Raw genomic sequence first — 21682 nt, forward strand, 5'->3', positions numbered from 1 at the left:
GGAATAGATGTCATTACCAAAGTTAGAAGCAGATTCTCAAGTTGTCATTAATGCTACCAAAAGCCAAGAGGGCTTAGGTAAGGAAGAGAGTTATTTAAGAGTCGTTACGACAAGGTTTTTAAAACATAAGCTCGCAGTATTAGGATTGGTTTTGTTCACTTTGTTTGTCTTAATGGCTTTATTTGCTCCTCTTATTGCTCCTCAGGATCCATATGAGGTTGGATACGAGTTTGAAGCAAGGCCATCTGCAGAATATCTACTTGGTACAGATCAAGTAGGTCGTGATGTATTAAGTCGTTTAATCTACGCTTCTCGTGTTTCACTTTCTGTTGGTGTTGGCGCCGTTGCTATCTATGTAGTAATAGGTACCATTTTAGGTGCAATGGCTGGTTATATGGGGAGATGGGTCGATATGCTCATCATGCGTATCACTGATGTATTTATGTCATTTCCTTACTTAATGGTTATTCTTGTTTTAGTAAGTGTAATGGGTCCTAGCTTATTTAATATTATATTGGTTTTGGGCTTACTCGGTTGGCCACCTATTGCACGTATCGTCAGGGGAAGTGTGTTATCTCTTAAAGAAATGGATTACGTTAAAGCCGGAGTTGCACTTGGATATTCTACACCTAGAATACTACTGAATCACATTTTGCCAAATGCCTTAGCTCCAATACTTGTAAATGCAACCTTTGGAATTGCTTTTGCAATTATTATGGAAGCATCTCTAAGTTTTCTTGGAATGGGTGTACAACCACCTACAGCAAGCTGGGGAAATATGTTAACCGAAGCTCAATCGTTAACAGTCCTAGCGCAACAACCGTGGTTATGGCTTCCGCCTGGCTTGATGATTGTATTAGCTGTCATTTCAATTAACTTTATGGGTGATGGTCTTCGTGATGCAGTAGATCCAAAGAGCTTTAAGTAGTTAACACTTCTTATATAGAACAAATTTATTAATGGGGGGAATATCAATGAAACAATCAGTTCAAAAGTTAATTAGTTTCATGGCAATTCTATCATTGCTACTTTTGGCAGCTTGTAGTGGAACTTCAGAACCATCTACTAGTGAAGGCGCTAGTGAAGGTGAAGGAAAATCAGGTGAAGCAACTACTACAGAAGGTGAACCAGGCACCATGTTTATTGGGTTAGTAAACCCGCCAACTGGTTTTAACCCAATTAACTCGGGTGACGTTGCGGCAATGTTCATTCAAAAGTTTTTCCAAGATACGTTATTAGAAATGGACGGTCCGTTAAACTTTGTACCTCGTTTAGCAGAGTCATTTGAATCAACTGATGGCCAGAACTATACAGTTAAAATTAACAAAGATGCAAAATGGTCCGATGGAACACCTGTAACAGCAGAAGACTTAGCGTTTACGGTAAATTTAATTGCGAACCCTAAGTCTGAAACATCTCAAGGTGCTAATATCTCTATGTTAGCTGGTTTAGAGGCTAATGGTAAATTACCAGAGGGACAAACAGAGTTATCTTCCGTTAAAGTTGTAGATGAAAAAACAGTTGAATTAACAACAGCTGTACCAGTTGATCCTAACTATATGAAGGAAATGTTTGGACTGAATATTCTTCTTCTTCCTAAACACATTTTAGGTGATGTGCCAGTTGAAGAGATTTCAACTCATCCGTATATGCAAAATCCGGATGTAACAAATGGTACATTTAAATTTGTAAAATATGAAAAAGATCAGTATGTAGAGCTAGTTGCTAATCCAGATTACCATGGTGGTACTCCAGAGTTAGAAAAATTATTCATTAAGATTATGCCTGCTCCAAACTTAGTCGCTCAACTTCAAACAGGAGAGCTTGACTTCAACGTATCAAAAGGTATTGGTAAGATTGCCGTTCAAGATTATGACACAGTAAGTGGCTTTGATCATGTAGAGACTTCTATTGAGCCAACAATTGGTTTCCAAACGATGATGTTTAATAATGAACGTTTAAGTACAGAAGTTCGTAAAGCCTTATCAATGGCAGTTGACCGCCAGGTATTAGTTGATAAGTTATTAAAAGGTTATGGTGAGTACATTGATGGGCCGTATTCTTCTGTTAACCCGTTCTTAGATAAGAGTGTTGGATCGATTGATTATAATCCTGAAGAAGCTAAGAAAATGCTTGAAGATGCTGGATTTGATTTCAGTAAACCATTAGAACTTGTTGTTCCAATTGGTAACAAAGTACGTGAGCAATCAGCTCCTATTATTGCTCAAAGTTTAGCTCAAATCGGTGTGAAAACAGAAATTACAAACTATGACTTCCCAACAATTATGCAAAAAGGTAAAGCGGGAGAATTCGACTTATTATTAATTGGATTCACTTTAACGCTTGATCCAGATGTTTCAAATGTATATACAACTGGAGCTACTTATAACTTTATGAAGTATAGCAGTTCTGAAATGGATGAACTACTTCTAAAAGGTAAGCAAGAAGCAGATCCAGAAAAGCGTAAAGCAATCTACAGTGATGTACAAAAGTTAATCATTGAAGAGATACCGGTTCTAACTTTATATTCTGACCATGATTTTGCTGGTGTGAATAAGCGTGTTGAATTTGGTAAACCGAAGACATTTGGTACGCACCACAACCTACAAAAATGGGCAGTTAGTGGAGCAAACTAATCGTTTTTCCTGAAATTGAGAAAAAACGTCGTTCCTACGACGTTTTTTCTATTAATCTATGATTTTCTATATTGCGATGGACTTAATAATAGTGCCTAATCTATAAAAGGAGTTGAATAGTTGTGTTCACTACATTAAATGACTGCAAAATATATTACGAAGTACATGGAAAAGAAGATGGGAAACCAATATTCTTTATTCATGGAGCACCAGGTTTAGGAGACTGCCGTGCTGACTTGAGTGCTTTTTCCTCATTAGGAGATCAATATAAACTGATATTTCTAGATATGAGAGGTTCTGGAAGATCAGAGGATAAACCTCCTTATACTCACGAACAGTGGACATCAGATATTGACGAGCTAAGAAAACTTTTAAAAGTTGATAAAATCATGATTCACGGGGGATCGTATGGAGGCTTTTTATCCCTTGAATACGTACTACGTTATCAAGAGCATGTAACACATGTTTTATTAAGAGATACCGCTGCTAATCAAGGTTATCACCATTTATCCACTGAAACAGCATTAAAAGCTAATCTACCTGGAGTAACAGAAGATGTTTTAGAGCGTCTTTGGAAAGGCGAAACAGAATCCAATCAGGGTTTGAAAGACATTTTTGGAGCTCTACTTCCTCTATATACGGTTGAATATGAACCTGACAAAATTCAAGAAAGAATCAATTCAATCTTCTACCACTATGAAACTCATAACTATGCCTTTAAAGTAAATCAGCCTAAATACGATGTAAAAGAAAAATTAAAACAGATTAACGTGCCGGTACTCGTTTCGGTTGGTAGACATGATTGGGTGACACCAGTAGAATGCTCACAAGAAATAGCGGCAGAAATCCCAAATTCTACACTAATTATCTATGAAAACAGCGGTCATTCTCCGCATGCTGAGGAGAATGAGTTGTATCTGACAAATGTCCGTCAATTTCTCAATGAAACATCTAAAGAGGAAGTGAATTGATGAGAACAGTTACCGAAATTGACAGATTTATTGAAGAGAACAGAGACCAATTTATCAAAATAAGTGATCAAATATGGTCAATTGCTGAGACTAGATTTGAAGAATATCAGTCTGCTGAACTTCTATGTCAAGCTCTAGAAGCTGAAGACTTCCAGGTTGAACGTGGTGTTGGAGGGATTGAGACGGCCTTTATAGCAAGTTTCGGTAGTGGGAACCCAGTTGTTGGAATACTAGGAGAATATGATGCTCTTTCAGGTTTAAGTCAAAAGAAGCAAAGCTCCAACAAAGAATCAATCTTGCAAAATGGTAATGGACACGGATGCGGTCATAATTTATTTGGTGCATCAGTATTTGCAGCGATTCTTGCAGTGAAGAAAATGATGATTGAACAAAATCTTTATGGAACTATACGTTTTTATGGTTGCCCAGGAGAAGAGGGTGGTTCTGGAAAAACCTTCATGGTAAGAGAGGGACTGTTTGATGACGTAGATGTCGCATTAACCTGGCATCCTGGCAATTTTACAGGAATGTTTACTTCTACTACACTTGCAAACTATCAAGTATATTTTAAGTTTTCCGGGACCGCGTCACATGCTGCGAATTCACCACACTTAGGACGTAGTGCCTTAGATGCTGTGGAACTCATGAATGTAGGAGTAAATTACTTAAGGGAACATATTATCCCAGAAGCTAGGATCCATTATGCTATTGTCAACAGCGGAGGCTTATCTCCTAACGTTGTACAATCTGAAGCCGAGGTGCTTTACTTAATACGTGCTCCACAACTGAACGAGGTGAATGCTATTTTCGAACGAGTTTCAAAAATAGCAAGAGGAGCAGCCATGATGACGGAAACAGAAGTTAACATGAAATTTGATAAAGCGTGCTCAAACTACATACCAAATCACACGATTGGGAAGCTCATGCAAGAAAATTTATCACTTTTCTCACAACCATCTTATGATGAGGCTGAAATGACGTTTGCTAATCAAATGATGGAGAAAATTACAGAGGATGACTTGCGAAGTACGATTTCAGAAGTAAGACGACTATACAGAACTGAGCTTCCTGAACAAATGAAGGATGAATTATTTTTTCGTGAAGTGTTACCTTATTATGAATCTACTGAAATCATGTTTGGTTCAACCGATGTTGGAGATGTTAGTTGGATCACGCCTACTGCTCAGTTTTGGGGACCTTGCTTTATATTTGGTACACCTTTTCATTCATGGCAGCTTGTGTCACAAGGAGCCACTTCAATCGCACATAAAGGGATGCTTTATTCAGGGAAAGTCTTAGCAAAAACAGCTCTTGATCTATTTTTACAACCACAAGTAATTGAGGATGCGAAGCATGAATTATTGGAGAAACGAGATGGAGTACCTTACGTATCTCCAATTCCACTTGATGTAAAACCATCTCCATTAAATCAAAAATAATAATGATAGAGAGGAAGATTCATATGTCAGTTACAATTTTAAAAAACGGAATATTAATAGATGGAAATGGTGGAGAACCAATTGTTAATGCTGCAATAGCGTTTGAAGGTGAGAAAATTTTGTTTGTAGGCGGCGAGAAAGATCTTCCAAGTTTTGGAGGGAAAGTAGAGTTTATTGATGCAGAAGGTGGAACCATTTTACCAGGATTTATTGATACACATGTACATATGATGCTCGAATATGAACCAGTGGAACAAAGACTATCAACACCTTTTTCTTATAATTTTTATAAAGCTATTGATTACATGAAAAATACAATTAATGCAGGTATTACCTCTGTTAGAGATTGTGGTGGTACGGATGCAGGAGTAAAGCAGGCTGTTGAAAAAGGTTTAATTGTTGGCCCGCGTATGCAGGTTAGCATCACGGCTTTAACAACCACTGGTGGCCACGGTGATTCATGGACAGCTTCAGGCCAAACGGTAAAACTATTACTGGATGAATATCCAGGGATGCCAAATGGAATTTGTGACGGCGTGGAGAGTGTCCGTAAAACAGTAAGAGAAGTTCTTCGTGCAGGTGCAGATGTGGTGAAGGTACATAGTACTGGAGGAGTATTAAGTCCAACTGATCATCCAGAGTTTACTCAATTTTCAATCGAAGAACTAAAAGTAATGGTCGAAGAAGCACGTTTCCGTCGAGGTATTAAAGTTATGGCTCACGCCCAAGGGGCAGAAGGAATAAAAAATGCCATTAAAGCAGGAATTCACTCTATCGAACATGGTATTTACCTAGATGATGAATGTATAGAGCTTATGCTTGAAAATGGTACCTTTTTAGTGCCGACCCTATTAGCACCAGTCTCAGTGTTAGAACTTGCTGAAAAAGCAGGAATGCCAGAATGGGGAGTAAAAAAAGCGAGGGAAGCTATTGATGCACATAAAGAAAGTATGGCAAAAGCATATAGAGCAGGTGTCAAAATTGCAATGGGTACAGATGCAGGTGTTATGGCCCATGGCACAAATTTACGTGAACTTGCATTAATGACTGAAATTGGAATGACTCCAATGGAAGCCATTGTTGCAACAACTAAAGTGGCTGCAGAATGTATGGGCTGGGAGGATAAAGTTGGTACGCTAGAAGAAGGAAAGCTTGCTGATATTGTAATTTGTAAGTCAAATCCACTAACAGATATCCGGTCGTTAGAGAATCAGGAGAATATAAGAGTGGTTATTCAAGGTGGGAAGGTATTAAAACAGTCACAAGCTGCTTTTCAAGCTACTGTGTAAGTAGTAATAGGGAGCATTATGGAGGAGTGTTTTGTGATGACAAAACCTCTTCTTTTATTTGTTAATAGAGTAGTTGATTACCTAGTAGAGTTGTAGAATAAATAATAGCCACATGAATATAAGATAGCTGATGACCAAAAGGGGGGAATAGGTTTGTTCGATTCACATATACATCTGGAACAATACGAAAACATCGAGCGACAAATTGATAGCTGGAAGCTAGCAGGTGTTAGCGGTTTGATAGCAGTGTCAACTGACCTCTCTTCTTCATATCGTACACTTAAACTACAATCTAAGTTTCCGGAATTTATTCATGCGGCTGTCGGCTTTCATCCAGAGCGCCGGCTTCCATCAACAGTTGATATTGAAGAATGGAAGACTTTAGTAAGACTAGAGAGAAAACGTATTGTCGCTGTAGGAGAAGTAGGACTACCACATTATTCAATAAATCAACTTCCTCATTCATTAGATCATTATCTCGACTTTTTATCAGAGTGCTTGGAGGTCTCAACCCAATATAACTTACCAGTTGTTCTTCATGCGGTTCATGATAAGGCAAAATTAGCTTATGATTTACTTAGAGAACGTAAAGTAACTTCAGCACACTTTCACTGGTTAAAAGCACCTATACCTGTAGTGGAGCAAATTATAAATGCCGGTTATTTTATCTCTGTTACTCCAGAAGTGTGCTATAGGAGTCGTGATCAGAAATTAGCCACGAAAGTTCCTTTAAGTCAGTTGTTAATTGAAACTGATGGACCGTGGAGTTTTAGTGAAAGATTTCTTACTCAACAAACTTCTCCGCTATTTTTAAGTGAAATTGTTGATGCATTATCTTGTCTTAGAGATCAACCTAAAGATATCTTAATTGAACAACTTAATCGTAATACCACTTCTTGTTATCAACTTGCAAAGAAAGCAAAAAAGTGACCCGCTATACAAAAGTTAGCAGGTCACATTTTTAAATCGTTAACAACATTCTTAAGATTAACCTGTATCTTTTTTTCATGATATCTTTTGATGTTGTATTCTGATACGTGATATTTTCTCATAAATACAAATAATTGTCTCAAGTCTAAGAAGTCTTGGAAATGCTCCATCATATAAGGGTCTAGCTTATTTTCTCTTTTATAACCTTTAATAAAGCTTTCTAAGAATTGGTAAGCAAACTGATTCCGGTTCTTTGGTGGTACCCCAAAGTTAAAAGTCTCGTTATAGACCGTTTTGGCAATATCATTAATAAACCAGCTATATTCTGCATCATCAAAGTCAATCACGGTAATGTTTGACTTGTCTAATAAGAAATTTTTGTGATGAAAATCTGAATGAATCAACCCATAAGTATCGGTCGTTTTTGGTAAATGGATTAATTTGCTTCTTACTCTTTCAAATTTATTTTTAATATAGGATGGAGCAGAGGAAAACATGGTTAGATGTTGATTCTCATGCCAATGTTTTCGGACGTTACAACTTAAGGGTTGATACTTTTTTGCTACCTGATGCATTCTCCCCATGGTTGAACCCCAGTTTTGGATAAGTTCTTCGGTTAGCTCACTAGTCTGGATTTCTATCCCTCTTGCCTTCTCATAGGAAATAATAGAATAGTGAAAGTTATTCTCTACAAAATTCCCATGCTTGGATTGTATAGGAAGAGCTACACGCACATTATGTTTATGAAGATAATATAGCCACTCCACTTCAGCTTGTAATTCTTCTGTTGATCGGTGATGATGATGGATAATTTTTAGGATATAGTCCTTTTTAGACGAAGAGTATGAATATACAAAACTCTCATTACCATGCAAATTTTTTAAAGTCTCGGATTGAATACCATACAAGTCCAGGGCACTTGATAAAACATCTTGGTCTAATTCCTTTCTATTTTCCTTCAATTTATCAGTACCTTTCTTTCTGTCAGCTAGCAATGTGTTGAGGTTTTCTCTTACGTATAAACCATTTCTTCGTATTGGTTCCTATATATACTCCTGACAATACAAAAGCTGCACCAACTCCATGGGCAAAAGTAAACTGTTCTCCTAAAAACAGTGTTGCCATTATGACTGCAGATAAGGGCATAACATTAATAAAGATAGATGCCTTTGCTGCACCAACCTCTTTAATACCGTTATAGTACATGACAAATGAAATAACTGTCACAAACACACTCATGTGGATGATGGCAATCCATGCATCAAGGCTTGCCATTTGAACATCCTGCCAAGACGTCTCCAAAATTGCAAAAGGGAACAGCATCAATGTTCCAAATGCAACAGCATAAGTCGTAGAAACAATGGAGCTAAACTTTTTTAATACAATTTTTCCAATGACACTATAAAGTGCCCAGCTTATTACGGCACCAATTAATACAAAATCAATTGGCTCAAACCCTATCTTAATAAGGGTAAGGAAGTGACCTTCCGTTATAATAATGGCTACACCGGTTAAGGCAATTAACATGCCAATTATGTTATTTTTGGTAATCTTCTCTTTTAAAAATAATCCTGATAATAAGACAATCAGAACTGGATTAGACGCAATAAAGATGGAGCTTTTAATGACAGGGGCATGCTTACTTGCTAGGAAAAAGAAAATATTATAAAGAGCAATGCCTGTCAGTCCAAGGATCACAAACAATCCATAGTCCTTTAGTGAAGGTTTAATGGGATTCTTTTCCATCACCCACATCAGTGGAAACAGAAGAATAGTGGCACCGAAGAAACGTAAAAATGCAACCGTCGAAGGTTCAAAACTCTGTACAGCAATTTTACCAGCGATAAACGCACTACCCCATGTTGCTGTGGCAACAATTAACATTACATATGTGAGCCATAGTTTTTTTTGCATCTTCATACCTTCATTCTTTTAAAATTTTTGTTAGTTGTATTGTAACATTTTTTTCGACTTGCGAAATAATTGATTTTGATAAGGTAGTTCTTTCCTATTCTTGTTTAAAGGTTTGTGAATTGTATATAGATAACTTATAGTTAATGTAAGATCTAGATAGATTGCTAGTTTCCCTATTATTGTTGAGGATCACTGGCACAGATAAACAGACTTAACTGTTTAAGCAATTTTTAGAGATTTGTAATTATACTGTTAAATCACCACGAAATAACTAGAATAGGAGTCTTAATAAATGAAGTTAGTATCATGGAATGTAAATGGTCTAAGAGCATGTGTAAAAAAGGGGTTTCTTGAGTACTTTCAAGAAATGGATGCGGATATTTTCTGTGTGCAAGAAACAAAGCTTCAAGAAGGTCAAATTGACCTAGAACTAAAGGGGTATTCTCAGTTCTGGAATTACGCGGAGAAAAAAGGGTATTCGGGAACTGCCATTTTTACAAAGATAGAACCGATCTCTGTATCTTATGGAGTCGGAGAACATGAAGATGAATCAGAGGGGAGAATTATTACCCTCGAATATGAAAATTTTTACTTGGTAAACGTTTATACGCCTAACTCTCAAAGAGACTTGGCAAGGCTGCCTTTTAGACTCCAGTGGGAGGTAGAGCTACGAACATACTTACTAAAATTAGAACAAAATAAGCCTGTTATACTTTGCGGAGATTTGAATGTTGCGCATCAGGAGATTGATTTAAAGAACCATAAATCGAATAAAGGAAACTCAGGTTTTACAGAAGAAGAGCGGGGTGAAATGACTAAACTGCTCGATTCAGGATTTATTGATTCATTTAGGCATTTGTACCCTGATCAAGCAGAGCGCTATACTTGGTGGTCATATATGAGTCAAGTTAGAGAAAAGAATATAGGATGGCGGATTGATTACTTCATTATCTCTAAAAAATTAAAGGAAAAGTTAAAACAATCATCGATCCATTCATCTATATTAGGAAGCGATCATTGTCCAGTTTGTATAGAAATAGATTTATAATTCTCTATCCGTAAAGATTGTGGCTTTGGGTGATAGCTAAAGATAGCGTATTATAGAGATAATCTATTATTTTCAAGAAGAAGGAGTGATCATGATGGCAGCTATTTTTTCAATACTTGGCGACTTTTTTAGTGCTATCTCAACTTCATTACTACGCAAAAAGGACAAAAATAAAGATAACAAATAACAGTAGTTTCAATTGAGTAAATGACAAAAAAAGCCGTTCTAATCGTACGGCTTTTTATCATCTCGAAGATAATTTATGTATGTTCAGACGTTTAATAATACTGGGTAGGGCATAACCATCGACGATCAAGAATTAAATAATATAATTGTTATTACACCGCAGAAAACAGCCGATGCTGAATAAACGGTGTATCGAGTGATTGCTTCCTGATTCCTTAAGAGAATTTTGCTTAAAATAATGGTTAATAATGGTTCTACAGCAGCAATTGCAGCGACGTATGATACTTGGGTATATGTAATCCCAATAAAAAAAGATAAGATGGCAACACTTGTTAGCACACCTGAAAGATAATAATTATAATTTCTATTTTTATATTGATTTCTAATTGTTTTAACAACTGTGCCTTTCTTCCACTCAAATAAAAGAATGATGATTAAAGCAACGACAGAGCTAATAAACGCACCAAAAAATGGATCAGGCATTTCTTGCATGCCTGGCTTTCTTATAGCTTGACCTATTCCGAAGACAAATGCAGAAAGTAAAGCAAGAAAGTACCCTTTTTTATAATTAGAGCTCTTATGATTGGTTGGTAACCTTTCTTGTTTAAGTAAGTAATAACCTTGGATACCCAAGCCGAAAAGTACGAACAAAACTCCAATTAGTGGGTACAGATGGAGCACTTCTTGCAAGAAAATAACAGCGAATAGAATAGTAAATAAAGGCGCACTATTTTTTATGGCAGCTCCCCTAGAGGGTCCGATTTCCCGAAAGCTCTTAAACAGGGTAATTCTGCCTAAGAATGTTGTGAAAATTCCTGATAAACCAAAAAGGATTACACCATTAATTGAGATGGAGACTTGTGACACAAATAGGCGATAGAATAAGGCGACCAATCCTAGAATTAGTACATTTAGAAATACAGTCATAAAAAAGCCGTTATCTTTTGAAGATGTTTCCATACCCCTTTTAATAAAAATATTACTAAATGCAAAAGCGAATGCAGTAACAATGGCAAATATAATCCCCATTCTTAAGCCCCTTTACTTTTGACTCTGTTCATAATCAATTATATCAGACTATTTATTTTATGTTCTCTAACAAAAGAAAGGACCTTCCTAAACAAGTTTCTAGAATAGACGTGTTTATTAGGAAAGTAACTTTTTATCTTGAGAAGGGTAATAATGCTACTATATAAGTTGTAAAACAAACAGTAATTTAGAGGGAGGGGTATGGTGGGTATTAAACTTGATATGGTAGGAATTGTTGTAAATGATATGAAGATTTCTCTAGAATTTTATCGTACGCTTGGTTTTGATATTCCTTTACAAGCCGATTTGGAACAGCATGTGGAGATTGAGCAAGACGGTGTTCGCTTTGCGTTTGATACAGTGGAAATAGCAAAGATGGTTTATGGTGAGTTACTAACTCCTGTTGGACATCGTGTAGAACTAGCATTTAAATGTAATAATGCCGAGGAATTAAATAAGCTGTATAACAAGATCGTTGAAAATGGTTATGAGATACATAGAGAACCATGGGATGCTTTTTGGGGGCAGAGGTATGCAGTAATAGTAGATCCAGATGGTAACTTAGTGAGTTTGTTTGCCTAAGTACTAAGATGAAAATAGCTTTGAGGACCTTGCTCTGGTCCTCAAAGCTATTTTCTCATTTTAAAGTGTGCATTTAGTTGGCCGCGGAGCATTTGGTTTCTAACATCGCTTTTCTTTTTCTCATTAATCATATCTTTTTTTATTTCTCCTGTTTGGACTCCTTCTTCGCGTTTGTCTGCAATTTTCAGTAAGATTTCTACATCCATGAAAGAATACACTCTAGTACCTCGCTTCGTTCTTTCTGGAAATATTAAGCCCCGTTCTTCATAATAACGAATTTTTCGTTCTGATAATCCAGTTAACTCACTTACAATCCCAATGGTAATGACTTTCTTATCTTTGTAAGAAGACATTTGTCCTCCTTCTTAATAGTCTCTGTTTCCAACATAGGAGTACAAAATTTAGAATCAACGTTACTTTTATTATCTAACTATTGTAATATATTCTCAATCTTTATGTTAGAAAACCTCACATGGAATGTGGTTTTGGGCAAAAAAACTAACCATCAAAATAATGGTTAGTTTTTTTGCTTATTTATTTTCTTCATCATTTCTTCTAGTTCTTTTAGTGTGTATGAGTAAAGATTGCTCTCGGAAGCATGTAAAAAACCGGCATCAACAAGCTTTTGTGCATAATAATTTTTCATTCTTTCTACGGCGATTAGGAGCTTAGTCATTCATACAGGCCTCCTTAATGATTTTGAACAGTTCTTAATAACTCATAAGCTTTACTGCCTAATAGTAGCATTAATTCTTCAAATAATTCGTCTCGTTTTAAATCTAACTCAATAATCTTTTCTGCAATTATTAATTCTTTTGACTGATTCACCTTATATACCTCCTCTGTTTTTTGGATATCTTTATATCTGTTTAATTGTTGGTAAGATATTAAAATCAGCTTATTATAAAAATCTATGAGTTTCATTAGAGTTGTTAGCATTTCTAACAATAAATCGTAGGAGCTCTATAATTAACACAAAACGTGACCAGTTACAATTATTTTTTGTGTACTTCACTTGGGAAAAATACACATAAAAAAGCAGTGTAATGCACTTTTTATTTTGTGATTTTCCCAATCATCTAAATTCTCTTATTCAAATACATTAACAGTGATAAAAGAATAAGGAGGATGGATGTTATGAAAATCAACAAAATGATTACGATGTCACTGGCACTTTCTCTTGTTCTCTCTCCGCTAGTAAGCTCATCTGTTAGTGCGAAGGAAAAAGATCCTGAACGAATTCCGGTTCAGCAGGTAAAAGAGGATAAAAAAAGATACAAAAGTGGAGAAGTTATTGTTAAATTTAAAGACAAAGTAGTGGTATCAGACGAGGCCAGCATTGTTCAAAGTGTAGATGGTGAAGTCCTACATGATGGAGTAGTTAAATCTGATTTTAAAGTACTAAAGGTGAAGGATGTTGAAAAAGCAATTAAACATCTAGAAAAAAATCCGAATATAGAATATGTGGAACCAAATTATATATTTACAACAACATGGACACCGAATGATACTTATTATAATAACTACCAATATGGTATTAAGAATACCTATACAAATTTAGCATGGGATGTAACTAAAGGTAGCAGTAGCCAAGAGATTGCTATTATTGATACGGGTGTCGATTATACACATCCAGATCTAGATGGTAAGACCATAAAAGGCTATGATTTTGTTGATAATGATTATAATCCAATGGATCTTAACGGGCACGGAACACACGTTGCTGGTATAGCGGCAGCGGAAACGAATAATGCTACTGGTATTGCAGGTACAGCTCCAAACACAAGAATCTTAGCAGTTCGTGTACTAGACGCAAATGGAAGTGGTTCTGTAACGGATATTGCGGATGGTATTCGTTATGCAGCAGATGCTGGTGCTGAGGTTATAAACTTGTCACTTGGTTGTGATTGTTCAACTACCACTCTCCAAAATGCGGTTAACTATGCTTGGAACAAAGGGGTAGTTCTTGTTGCAGCAGCGGGAAATGATGGAGTGAGCACAACTTTTGAGCCTGCTTCTTACACAAATGTTATTGCAGTTGGAGCAGTTGACAGCTTGAATCGAAAAGCCTCTTTCTCTAACTATGGTACATGGGTAGATGTTGTTGCTCCGGGAGTGGATATTGCCGCAACGTATCCAGGCAACCGATATGTTTATATGTCTGGAACTTCAATGGCATCTCCATATGTTGCAGGTCTCGCTGCACTCTTAAAGGGTCAAGGACGCTCTAATGTTCAGGTTCGCCAAGCAATTGAGTTAACAGCTGATTCAGTATCTGGAACTGGTACGTATTCAACATATGGAAGAATTAATTCGAATGATGCTGTAAGATACTAACCTTATAAATACATGAAAAGGCCGGACTTTACCGGCCTTTTTTAAATAGGCTCTTTTCTAAAACTTTATTGCTTTTCAAGTTAATATTTCTAAAGCCCACCTTTTCTTGTACGTAAAATCAAAGTGATCATTGTTAGAGAAGAGTAACTCTCTCAATATAAAGTACTGGACGCTGTACTACCGAGTAAAAATCCGGCTATTGGAATTTTTACGAAAGCTACAATCTTTACGAAAAAAGCCATTCTAATACTTTGTTACTTTACAAGCATCTTTTTCTAAAAACTAGTAAAAATCCGGCTTTTTGGGATATTTACGAAAGCGACAGTCTATACGAAACCATATATGTTTATATCTGCTCAAACCTCATCTGAGTGTGAATTATATCGTCTGGTGTTCCCGGTTTAAGTAGCACGTTCTCTAAACATGCCTTAACAAAGCCATAAAAAAAGCCGTTTGAAACGACTTTTAAACTTTTCTTAGCTTTCTTTTGTGACGATATCTTACAAACTGAAAACGAATATAGCATCCTATACAAAAGCCGAGTATGGCAATAAAGGCAGCTAATGCGACAAGGACAGAAAAGAGATAATAAAGTTGTATCCAGTTTAAGTAATAACTAACGAGAGCGGTCGTTAGAAATATTATAGCAATCCACTGGTTAAACTGTTGTTGTTCAGAATCCTCAGGGATATACTCAGAATAATCCTTCTTTAAAAATAATTTCGCAAATCGCATAACCGGATTGAAATTTAGTATTACCCCCAAAAGACCTGCAAACAGAGGAAAAAGCAAAATAAATACCTTTCCACTAAAAAGAGCGAGCAGAACGGATATGACAATAAACCATTGATTTGACCTAACTAACGGTCTGGGAATTGAGCTGTATTTCTTGCTCATTTTAATTCCAACCTTTCCTATCGTAATATTTGTATTTTACGTTTTATTTATCGAGTTGGGAAGTAATTTGTTTAGTTAATGTAAAGGATTAAAATAAATATAGAAGAAAAGAGCCTATAGATTGAGGACTTTACAGCGTTTTAATTTTATTCTTATTACTAAACAAGCATCTCATAATAACTTGCCTGCAAACATCAATTTTTAAAAGTAGGTAACTCTAAATATGTGTAGAAGTCTTATTGTTATTTGTACATTGTATATTTATGCTATTTTAATTAGTGAAAATTAATAAGGAGTGATGGTCATGACTATGCGTGATAAAGAGGAATTAAAAAGAGAGATTATTAAAGCATATCATTTTAGACATGCAACAAAGCAATTTGATCCCGATAAAAAAATCCCTGAAGAGGATTTTCAGTTTATTCTAGAAATCGCACATCTTTCACCGAGTTCCTTTGGTCTAGAGCCTTGGAGATTTCTTGTTATTCAAAATGAGAAAGTCAGAGAGAGAATAAAGAACACATCATGGGGAGCAACGGGTAAACTACCGGAAGCTAGTCATTTTGTTGTTCTATTAGCAAGAACCAAGCAGGATACCAAATACGATTCGCCTTATTTAAGAGATCATTTGCAAAATGTAAAAAAACTTCCAAAGGACCATATGGAAAAATACTTACAACGAATTGAGGAGTTTCAAAAATCAGATTTTAATCTACTAGATGATGAGCGGTTACTTTATGAATGGGCTTCAAGACAAACCTACATTGCATTAGGGAATATGATGACGGCAGCTGCGCAAATAGGGATTGATTCATGTCCGATCGAAGGATTTGATATTGAGAAAATGAATAACTTGCTTCAAGAAGAAGGGTTACTAAACGACGGTAATTTTAGTATCTCCGTAATGGTCGCTTTTGGTTACCGTGTAATTGAACCCAACCCTAAAATTAGACGTCCGTTCGAAGACGTCATTAAGTGGATAAAATAAATATAGATTGAATGACAATCCAAAAGCCTTTAAACAAGGCTTTTTTTACGTCCATATAAAAAAGAATCGACAGGTGACAGGCACTTGTCGAATTTGCATATTTATACATATCTAACAATCATTTCGACTGGTGTAAATTACGGTGTACGAAGCACTAAACTCTATTATCTTAGTGTTTGGATGTTGATGATTTTGTCAACTATATTTTTTGTAAAATTATAAAAAATAATTGTTGTCAATAAATATAAAAATATTTATATTATTCTTAAGTTTCAAAAAATAAAGATAGATACAGGGGTGGGTCAATTGGTTAAAAAGAAAACGAAGGTATTATCTTTACTTGCTACAGCGTCGTTAGCAATGGGATTACTTGCAGGGTGTGGAGGAGGTCAGACGGCTTCATCAGGTGAAGGTGGAGGAACCGTTATTAAAATTGCAACCCAATCTCCTCTTTCTGGTGGTAGTGCAACTTTAGGTGAAGCTATTAAGCTTGGTGCACAACTCTCGCTAGAAGACCAACAGGCGAAATTTAAAGATTTAGGTTTTGAATTACAGCTTGTTCCTTATGATGATCAGGGAGATCCGAAGAAAGGGGTAGCAAACGCTCAGTTAATTGGATCTGATACGGGCATTTTAGCAGTTGTCGGACATTTAAACTCAGGGGTAGCTATTCCTTCATCAGAGACATATGAGAAATATGCAATCCCAATGGTTTCACCAGCCAATACTGCTACAGAAGTTACAGACCGTGGCTTAAAAACTACGAACCGAATTGTAGCTAGAGATGATTTCCAAGGACCAGCTGCTGCGGACTTTGCTGTAAATACATTAAATGCTAAGAAAATCTTCATTGTTCAAGATAAGACAGCTTATGGAACTGGTTTGGCTGATGCATTTAAAGGTGCAGCGGAAAAACTTGGAGCAGAGATTGTTGGATATGAAGGAATTACAGTTGGTGAAAAGGACTTTAATGGTGTTTTAAACCAAGTTCTATCTAAATCACCAGATCTTGTTTACTTTGGAGGGTTATATTCTGAAGGTGGTCTATTAATTAAGCAAGGTAGAGAAAAAGGACTTGAGATACCATTCATGGGTGGAGATGGCTTAGACTCCTCAACTTTAGTAGAAATTGCTGGTGAGGCTGTTAAGAACACTTATATTACTTCTGTTGCAGGTGACACTTTTGCAACGGAAACAGGGAAGAAATTTGCTGAAGACTATAAAGCTAAATTTAATAAAGAAGTAGAATCTTATTCAGCGTATGGTTATGACTCAATGGGTGTTGTACTAAAGGGAATTGAAGATGCTATAAAAGCTAACGATGGAAAACTTCCTTCTCGTGAACAAGTTCGCGATGCGGTTCGTGCAGTTTCTGAATTCCAAGGTGCTGTTACAAAAGTAACTTTTGATGATAAAGGGGATAATGACTACGCTCAGATCTTCATCTACAAGTTTGATGAAGTAGCGTATCCTCCGAAGCAAGAGTCAGTAGTTAGTAAATAGGAAATCTAGTATTCTATAAACTTATTAAATAAATAATGGCAAGAGGGTATGCCAATGGTCATACCCTCTTTTTACTAAAAGGTTCTTTTCATATAAATCGTTTTAGAAAAGAGCCTACTAAAAAGGTAGGTGCATGAAATGCTGGCTGAGGTACTATACACATTACCACAGGTATTAATTGACGGATTAACACTGGGAGCAGTCTATGCCATTGTGGCGCTTGGTTACACAATGGTATATGGAACATTAGAACTCATTAACTTTGCACATGGTGAAATATTTATGACCGGTGCCTTTATAGGTACAGCTATTTTAATCACACTAACTGGGCTTGGATGGATTGCAGTGATGCCCGCATTACTCTCTTTATTACTTGTATTAGTGATTACGTCTGTTCTTACAGGTTTCATCGGAATGGGGATTGAGAGAGTTGCCTACCGCCCTTTAAGAAAAGCTCCAAAGCTAATCACATTAATCACAGCAATAGGTATTTCGTTCTTACTGCAGGACATTGTCAGGTTTATTACAGAACTTAAGCGTGGTAATTACATTCTTACTGGACCAAGCATGTTTACAGATCGTATTGATCTAAACACTTCTTCAATTAGTACTATGTTTAATAATTCATCTTTTAAAGAATCGTTTATTATCGTATTTGTTGTCGCGATTATTATGATGGTTTGTTTAGATTTATTTGTAAATCGAACAAAATGGGGCGTGGCAATGCGTGCGGTTGCACAAGACCGTGATACAGCAGCATTGATGGGGGTTAATGTAAATAAAATTATTGCCTTAGTCTTTTTTATCGGTTCTGCTTTAGGCGGTGCAACAGGAGTATTATTCGCGATTCAATATGGAACAATTGATCCTTATATTGGTTTCATCTTAGGTTTAAAGGCTTTTACAGCTGCTGTATTAGGTGGAATCGGTAACATTCGGGGTGCAATGTTTGGAGGTATGCTGCTTGGATTATTAGAGATGTTTGCAGCCGCCAACTTAGCTGTCTTGTCTAATGGTATGCTGGGTGCAGAGTACAAAGACGTGTTTGCGTTTGGGATCTTGATTATCGTACTTATCTTCAAACCAGAAGGTATATTCGGTAAAGTTGTTGCGGAGAAGGTGTAGGTGATGGGAATGAAGACATTTATTGAGAACCTTAAACAAAACAAAAAAGCACAGGCCATACTTTTAGGGAGCTATATTCTCGTCACAACACTTAGTCTCTATTTATCACAAAAATCCGTCATTGCGTTTTTAATGTTGTTAAGCTCATTGTTATTATTGCATTTTACTCATTTAAGTCAACGAACAAAATGGATTGTAGCAGGGTTAGTATTAGTTGTGTTCCTACCTGTATCTGCAAGCCAGGGTGTCGCTTATGAATCCTATATGGAAGTAGTAACACTGGTTGGCATTTATGTTGCGATGGCGCTTGGCCTTAACATTGTAGTAGGTCTTGCTGGATTACTAGATTTAGGATTCGTTGCATTTTTTGCGGTGGGTGCTTACACTTATGGTATTTTTGCAACGGCGCAGGCTGCTAACTTTATGCCGTTTGGGAATTTTCCACTTGGCGGTGGTAGTTTTTGGATTTTTATTTTACTAGGTTGCTTTGTTGCAGCGCTATTTGGAGTTTTACTCGGCATTCCTGTACTGCGTGTAAAAGGCGATTATCTAGCTATAGTTACATTAGGATTTGGTGAAATCATTAGAATCGTATTTAACAATCTTGATCGTCCAGTTAATATCACAAACGGTGCGATGGGGCTATCATCCATTACACCTCCTAAATTATTCGGTATAACTTTTATTTATCCTAGTCAGTTTTATTTCATTGTTTTAGCTATTTTACTACTAGTCTTTCTAGCAGTAAGAAGACTTGAGTATTCAAAGATTGGTAGGTCATGGAAAGCTGTTCGTGAAAATGAGATTGCAGCACAATCAATGGGAATACATTTAGTTCGCACGAAGCTTTTGGCTTTTGCTATAGGAGCATCATTCTCTGGAATGATGGGAGTGGTATTCGCAGCAAAACAAACATTTGTTGACCCAACGAGCTTTACTCTTCTAGAATCTATCACTATTCTTGTTATGGTTATTCTTGGAGGTATGGGTTCTGTGCCTGGAGTTATTTTAGGGGCATCAATCATGACTATTTTAAATCTACAAGTACTAACTGAATTGACAAACTGGTTAAATCAATTAAGCCTTAGTGGAGTAATTAGTATTCCTGATGCACTATCACCAGCTAAAATGCAACGATTTATATTCGGAGCCATTCTCATATTATTTGCTCTATATCGACCACAAGGTCTTTTACCAGCTAAAAATCCAATTTTTAATAAGGAGCTTTTAAAGAACACATCTAAACATAATACGGAACTTACTCTACAAAAGGAGGGGACGAACTATGTCCATCCTAACGGTTAGGAATTTAACTAAACGATTTGACGGTCTAGTGGCTAACCAAGATATTAGTCTTACGGTAGAAAAGGGTTCAATTACTGCTGTTATCGGTCCAAATGGTGCCGGTAAAACAACTTTTTTTAATATGGTTACTGGAGTGTATCAGCCAACAGAAGGATCAATTTTATTAGAGGACCAATCCATTGTTGGTATGAAACCACATGCGATATCAAGAAAGGGGATTGCTCGTACTTTTCAAAACATTCGTCTATTTGGAAATATCACTGTCTTAGAAAATGTTATGGTTGGCATGCATAATCACCTCAGGGTTGGTGTGCTCGGTACAATTCTGCAATTACGTAAATTTAAAGATGAAGAATTACAGGCACAGGCTGAAGCTTTTCGATTACTTGAATATGTTGGATTAGCGGATCATCTAAACGATGAAGCTGACAGTCTTTCTTACGGAGCTCAAAGGAGACTAGAAATTGCACGTGCTCTTGCAACAAAGCCGAAAGTTTTACTCTTAGATGAACCCGCTGCAGGTATGAATCCAAGGGAGACAAAAGAACTGACAGATTTAATTCATAAAATTAGAAAAGAATTCGATGTTACGATTATTTTAATTGAACATGATATGAAGCTCGTTATGGAAATATCAGAACATATTTTTGTACTAGATCATGGTGAAAAAATTGCTGAGGGTAATCCGGATGAAATTCGAAAAAATCCAAAAGTAATTGAGGCTTACTTAGGCAGTGGGGCATCTACTGCACAAGCTGTTTCGACGATAGGAGGATAACGTATGCCACTTCTAGAACTAAATAATGTCCATGCATACTACGGAGGAATTCACGCATTAAAAGGAATTACCCTCTATGTTAATAAAGGAGAGATTGTGTCTCTAATTGGAAGCAATGGAGCGGGAAAATCTACTACTTTAAAGACAATAAGTGGTGGCGTAAAACCCAAAGAAGGAACAATATTACTAAATGGTCAAGCTATTTCAGATGTGCCACCTCATGAAACAGTAATCTCAGGAATTGCCCATGTACCTGAGGGGAGGAGAATCTTCCCTAGGTTGACGGTTAAAGAAAATTTAGAAATGGGTGCATTCTCTGTTAATGAAAAAAGAGTCATTGCTGAAAGGATGGAAAAGGTATTCCAGTACTTCCCTCGAATAAAAGAACGTCTTCACCAGCGCGGGGGGACGATGAGTGGTGGAGAGCAGCAAATGCTAGCAATTGGAAGAGCGCTTATGAGTGGCCCCTCTATACTCATGTTAGATGAACCTTCCATGGGACTTGCGCCAATTATTGTCGATCAGATCTTTTCTATCATTAAAGAGTTAAATGATTCAGGAATGACGATCTTATTAGTGGAGCAAAATGCATATCAGGCGTTGCAAGTAGCACATCGTGGCTATGTTATTCAAACGGGTGAAATTAAAATGACTGGTACTAATATTGAATTACTTGGTGATGACCAGATTAAGGAAGCATATCTAGCTTAAATGGAGGCTGTTTT

At 36.6% G+C, this 21682-nt stretch carries 22 protein-coding genes; 15 read left to right on the forward strand and 7 right to left on the reverse strand.

All coding sequences use genetic code 11. From position 1 onward, the window contains the following. Positions 1-7: 7 nt before the first annotated feature. The 6 genes from opp4C to LT143_RS11490 all read left to right on the forward strand — a co-directional run bounded on the left by opp4C (position 8) and on the right by LT143_RS11490 (position 7265). Positions 8-928 (forward strand): oligopeptide ABC transporter permease, encoded by a 921-nt coding sequence (gene opp4C, locus LT143_RS11465; protein WP_246943132.1) that lies wholly within the window; start codon positions 8-10, stop codon positions 926-928. A gap of 46 nt (positions 929-974) precedes the next feature. Beyond that, positions 975-2636, forward strand: a complete 1662-nt coding sequence (locus LT143_RS11470) for an ABC transporter substrate-binding protein (protein WP_246943133.1) — start codon at positions 975-977, stop codon at positions 2634-2636. A gap of 122 nt (positions 2637-2758) precedes the next feature. Further along, entirely contained in the window at positions 2759-3607 is an 849-nt protein-coding gene (locus tag LT143_RS11475; RefSeq protein ID WP_246943134.1) for an alpha/beta fold hydrolase, read from the forward strand. Then, positions 3607-5046 (forward strand): M20 family metallopeptidase, encoded by a 1440-nt coding sequence (locus LT143_RS11480; protein ID WP_246943136.1) that lies wholly within the window; start codon positions 3607-3609, stop codon positions 5044-5046. Before LT143_RS11475 ends, LT143_RS11480 begins: the two co-directional genes overlap by 1 nt. 23 nt (positions 5047-5069) lie before the next feature. Next, entirely contained in the window at positions 5070-6335 is a 1266-nt protein-coding gene (locus LT143_RS11485; RefSeq protein WP_246943137.1) for a metal-dependent hydrolase family protein, read from the forward strand. 153 nt (positions 6336-6488) lie between these two features. Next, entirely contained in the window at positions 6489-7265 is a 777-nt protein-coding gene (locus LT143_RS11490; RefSeq protein ID WP_246943139.1) for a TatD family hydrolase, read from the forward strand. Between the two features lie 23 nt (positions 7266-7288). On the opposite strand, the gene LT143_RS11495 is transcribed toward LT143_RS11490, so the two are convergent. Continuing rightward, positions 7289-8227, reverse strand: coding sequence for a phosphotransferase enzyme family protein (locus LT143_RS11495; RefSeq protein ID WP_246943141.1), 939 nt, complete (start codon positions 8225-8227; stop codon positions 7289-7291). 22 nt (positions 8228-8249) lie between these two features. Then, positions 8250-9179: a DMT family transporter gene (locus tag LT143_RS11500; protein WP_246943143.1), complete on the reverse strand. Its 930-nt coding sequence runs from the start codon at positions 9177-9179 to the stop codon at positions 8250-8252. 292 nt (positions 9180-9471) lie between these two features. On the opposite strand from LT143_RS11500, the gene LT143_RS11505 reads away from it, so the two are divergent. Further along, positions 9472-10227 (forward strand): exodeoxyribonuclease III, encoded by a 756-nt coding sequence (locus tag LT143_RS11505; protein ID WP_246943144.1) that lies wholly within the window; start codon positions 9472-9474, stop codon positions 10225-10227. 312 nt (positions 10228-10539) lie between these two features. Here the strand turns inward: LT143_RS11505 and LT143_RS11510 are convergent, their stop codons facing one another. After that, complete coding sequence (locus tag LT143_RS11510) at positions 10540-11442, reverse strand: DMT family transporter (RefSeq protein ID WP_246943145.1); 903 nt, start codon at positions 11440-11442, stop codon at positions 10540-10542. 204 nt (positions 11443-11646) lie between these two features. On the opposite strand from LT143_RS11510, the gene LT143_RS11515 reads away from it, so the two are divergent. Continuing rightward, on the forward strand, positions 11647-12024 hold the full coding sequence (locus tag LT143_RS11515; RefSeq protein WP_336296603.1) for a VOC family protein: 378 nt from the start codon (positions 11647-11649) through the stop codon (positions 12022-12024). A gap of 47 nt (positions 12025-12071) precedes the next feature. On the opposite strand, the gene LT143_RS11520 is transcribed toward LT143_RS11515, so the two are convergent. From LT143_RS11520 to LT143_RS11530, 3 genes are all read right to left on the reverse strand, one after another. Next, complete coding sequence (locus LT143_RS11520) at positions 12072-12377, reverse strand: MerR family transcriptional regulator (protein WP_246943147.1); 306 nt, start codon at positions 12375-12377, stop codon at positions 12072-12074. 164 nt (positions 12378-12541) lie between these two features. Further along, positions 12542-12700, reverse strand: a complete 159-nt coding sequence (fbpA, locus tag LT143_RS11525; RefSeq protein ID WP_246943148.1) for a Fur-regulated basic protein FbpA — start codon at positions 12698-12700, stop codon at positions 12542-12544. A 14-nt stretch (positions 12701-12714) separates the two neighbouring features. Then, positions 12715-12852: a hypothetical protein gene (locus LT143_RS11530; RefSeq protein WP_246943149.1), complete on the reverse strand. Its 138-nt coding sequence runs from the start codon at positions 12850-12852 to the stop codon at positions 12715-12717. A gap of 309 nt (positions 12853-13161) precedes the next feature. Between LT143_RS11530 and LT143_RS11535 the strand changes: the two genes are divergently transcribed. Beyond that, positions 13162-14361, forward strand: coding sequence for a S8 family peptidase (locus LT143_RS11535; RefSeq protein ID WP_246943150.1), 1200 nt, complete (start codon positions 13162-13164; stop codon positions 14359-14361). A 465-nt stretch (positions 14362-14826) separates the two neighbouring features. Here the strand turns inward: LT143_RS11535 and LT143_RS11540 are convergent, their stop codons facing one another. After that, entirely contained in the window at positions 14827-15258 is a 432-nt protein-coding gene (locus LT143_RS11540) for a DUF4395 domain-containing protein (protein WP_246943151.1), read from the reverse strand. Positions 15259-15568: 310 nt separating this feature from the next. Here LT143_RS11540 and LT143_RS11545 point away from each other — a divergent pair, with 310 nt between their 5' ends. The 6 genes from LT143_RS11545 (at position 15569) to LT143_RS11570 (ending at position 21668) form a co-directional block, all read left to right on the forward strand. Then, positions 15569-16246: an NAD(P)H-dependent oxidoreductase gene (locus LT143_RS11545; RefSeq protein ID WP_246943426.1), complete on the forward strand. Its 678-nt coding sequence runs from the start codon at positions 15569-15571 to the stop codon at positions 16244-16246. 360 nt (positions 16247-16606) lie between these two features. Then, positions 16607-17749 carry a branched-chain amino acid ABC transporter substrate-binding protein gene (locus LT143_RS11550; RefSeq protein WP_246943427.1) on the forward strand — a complete coding sequence of 381 codons (1143 nt, stop codon included), beginning with the start codon at positions 16607-16609 and terminating at the stop codon, positions 17747-17749. A gap of 138 nt (positions 17750-17887) precedes the next feature. Next, the gene (locus LT143_RS11555) at positions 17888-18874 is read left to right on the forward strand and encodes a branched-chain amino acid ABC transporter permease (protein ID WP_246943152.1); all 987 of its coding nucleotides are present in this window, start codon (positions 17888-17890) and stop codon (positions 18872-18874) included. 9 nt (positions 18875-18883) lie between these two features. Then, complete coding sequence (locus tag LT143_RS11560; protein ID WP_246943153.1) at positions 18884-20179, forward strand: branched-chain amino acid ABC transporter permease; 1296 nt, start codon at positions 18884-18886, stop codon at positions 20177-20179. Beyond that, complete coding sequence (locus LT143_RS11565) at positions 20160-20957, forward strand: ABC transporter ATP-binding protein (protein WP_246943154.1); 798 nt, start codon at positions 20160-20162, stop codon at positions 20955-20957. Before LT143_RS11560 ends, LT143_RS11565 begins: the two co-directional genes overlap by 20 nt. Positions 20958-20960: 3 nt before the next feature. Further along, positions 20961-21668, forward strand: coding sequence for an ABC transporter ATP-binding protein (locus LT143_RS11570; protein ID WP_246943155.1), 708 nt, complete (start codon positions 20961-20963; stop codon positions 21666-21668). Positions 21669-21682 lie beyond the last annotated feature (14 nt).

It is taken from the genome of Bacillus pinisoli, from assembly GCF_023036475.1.
Classification (GTDB): domain Bacteria; phylum Bacillota; class Bacilli; order Bacillales; family SA4; genus Bacillus_BS; species Bacillus_BS pinisoli.

Coding starts and splice junctions, on each gene's coding strand:
- opp4C (WP_246943132.1), top strand. CDS start 8: ATGTCATTACCAAAGTTAGAAGCAGATTCTCAAGTTGTCATTAATGCT.
- LT143_RS11470 (WP_246943133.1), top strand. CDS start 975: ATGAAACAATCAGTTCAAAAGTTAATTAGTTTCATGGCAATTCTATCA.
- LT143_RS11480 (WP_246943136.1), top strand. CDS start 3,607: ATGAGAACAGTTACCGAAATTGACAGATTTATTGAAGAGAACAGAGAC.
- LT143_RS11485 (WP_246943137.1), top strand. CDS start 5,070: ATGTCAGTTACAATTTTAAAAAACGGAATATTAATAGATGGAAATGGT.
- LT143_RS11500 (WP_246943143.1), bottom strand. CDS start 9,179: ATGCAAAAAAAACTATGGCTCACATATGTAATGTTAATTGTTGCCACA.
- LT143_RS11505 (WP_246943144.1), top strand. CDS start 9,472: ATGAAGTTAGTATCATGGAATGTAAATGGTCTAAGAGCATGTGTAAAA.
- LT143_RS11510 (WP_246943145.1), bottom strand. CDS start 11,442: ATGGGGATTATATTTGCCATTGTTACTGCATTCGCTTTTGCATTTAGT.
- LT143_RS11520 (WP_246943147.1), bottom strand. CDS start 12,377: ATGTCTTCTTACAAAGATAAGAAAGTCATTACCATTGGGATTGTAAGT.
- fbpA (WP_246943148.1), bottom strand. CDS start 12,700: ATGACTAAGCTCCTAATCGCCGTAGAAAGAATGAAAAATTATTATGCA.
- LT143_RS11535 (WP_246943150.1), top strand. CDS start 13,162: ATGAAAATCAACAAAATGATTACGATGTCACTGGCACTTTCTCTTGTT.
- LT143_RS11540 (WP_246943151.1), bottom strand. CDS start 15,258: ATGAGCAAGAAATACAGCTCAATTCCCAGACCGTTAGTTAGGTCAAAT.
- LT143_RS11545 (WP_246943426.1), top strand. CDS start 15,569: ATGCGTGATAAAGAGGAATTAAAAAGAGAGATTATTAAAGCATATCAT.
- LT143_RS11550 (WP_246943427.1), top strand. CDS start 16,607: ATGGGATTACTTGCAGGGTGTGGAGGAGGTCAGACGGCTTCATCAGGT.
- LT143_RS11555 (WP_246943152.1), top strand. CDS start 17,888: ATGCTGGCTGAGGTACTATACACATTACCACAGGTATTAATTGACGGA.
- LT143_RS11560 (WP_246943153.1), top strand. CDS start 18,884: ATGAAGACATTTATTGAGAACCTTAAACAAAACAAAAAAGCACAGGCC.
- LT143_RS11565 (WP_246943154.1), top strand. CDS start 20,160: ATGTCCATCCTAACGGTTAGGAATTTAACTAAACGATTTGACGGTCTA.
- LT143_RS11570 (WP_246943155.1), top strand. CDS start 20,961: ATGCCACTTCTAGAACTAAATAATGTCCATGCATACTACGGAGGAATT.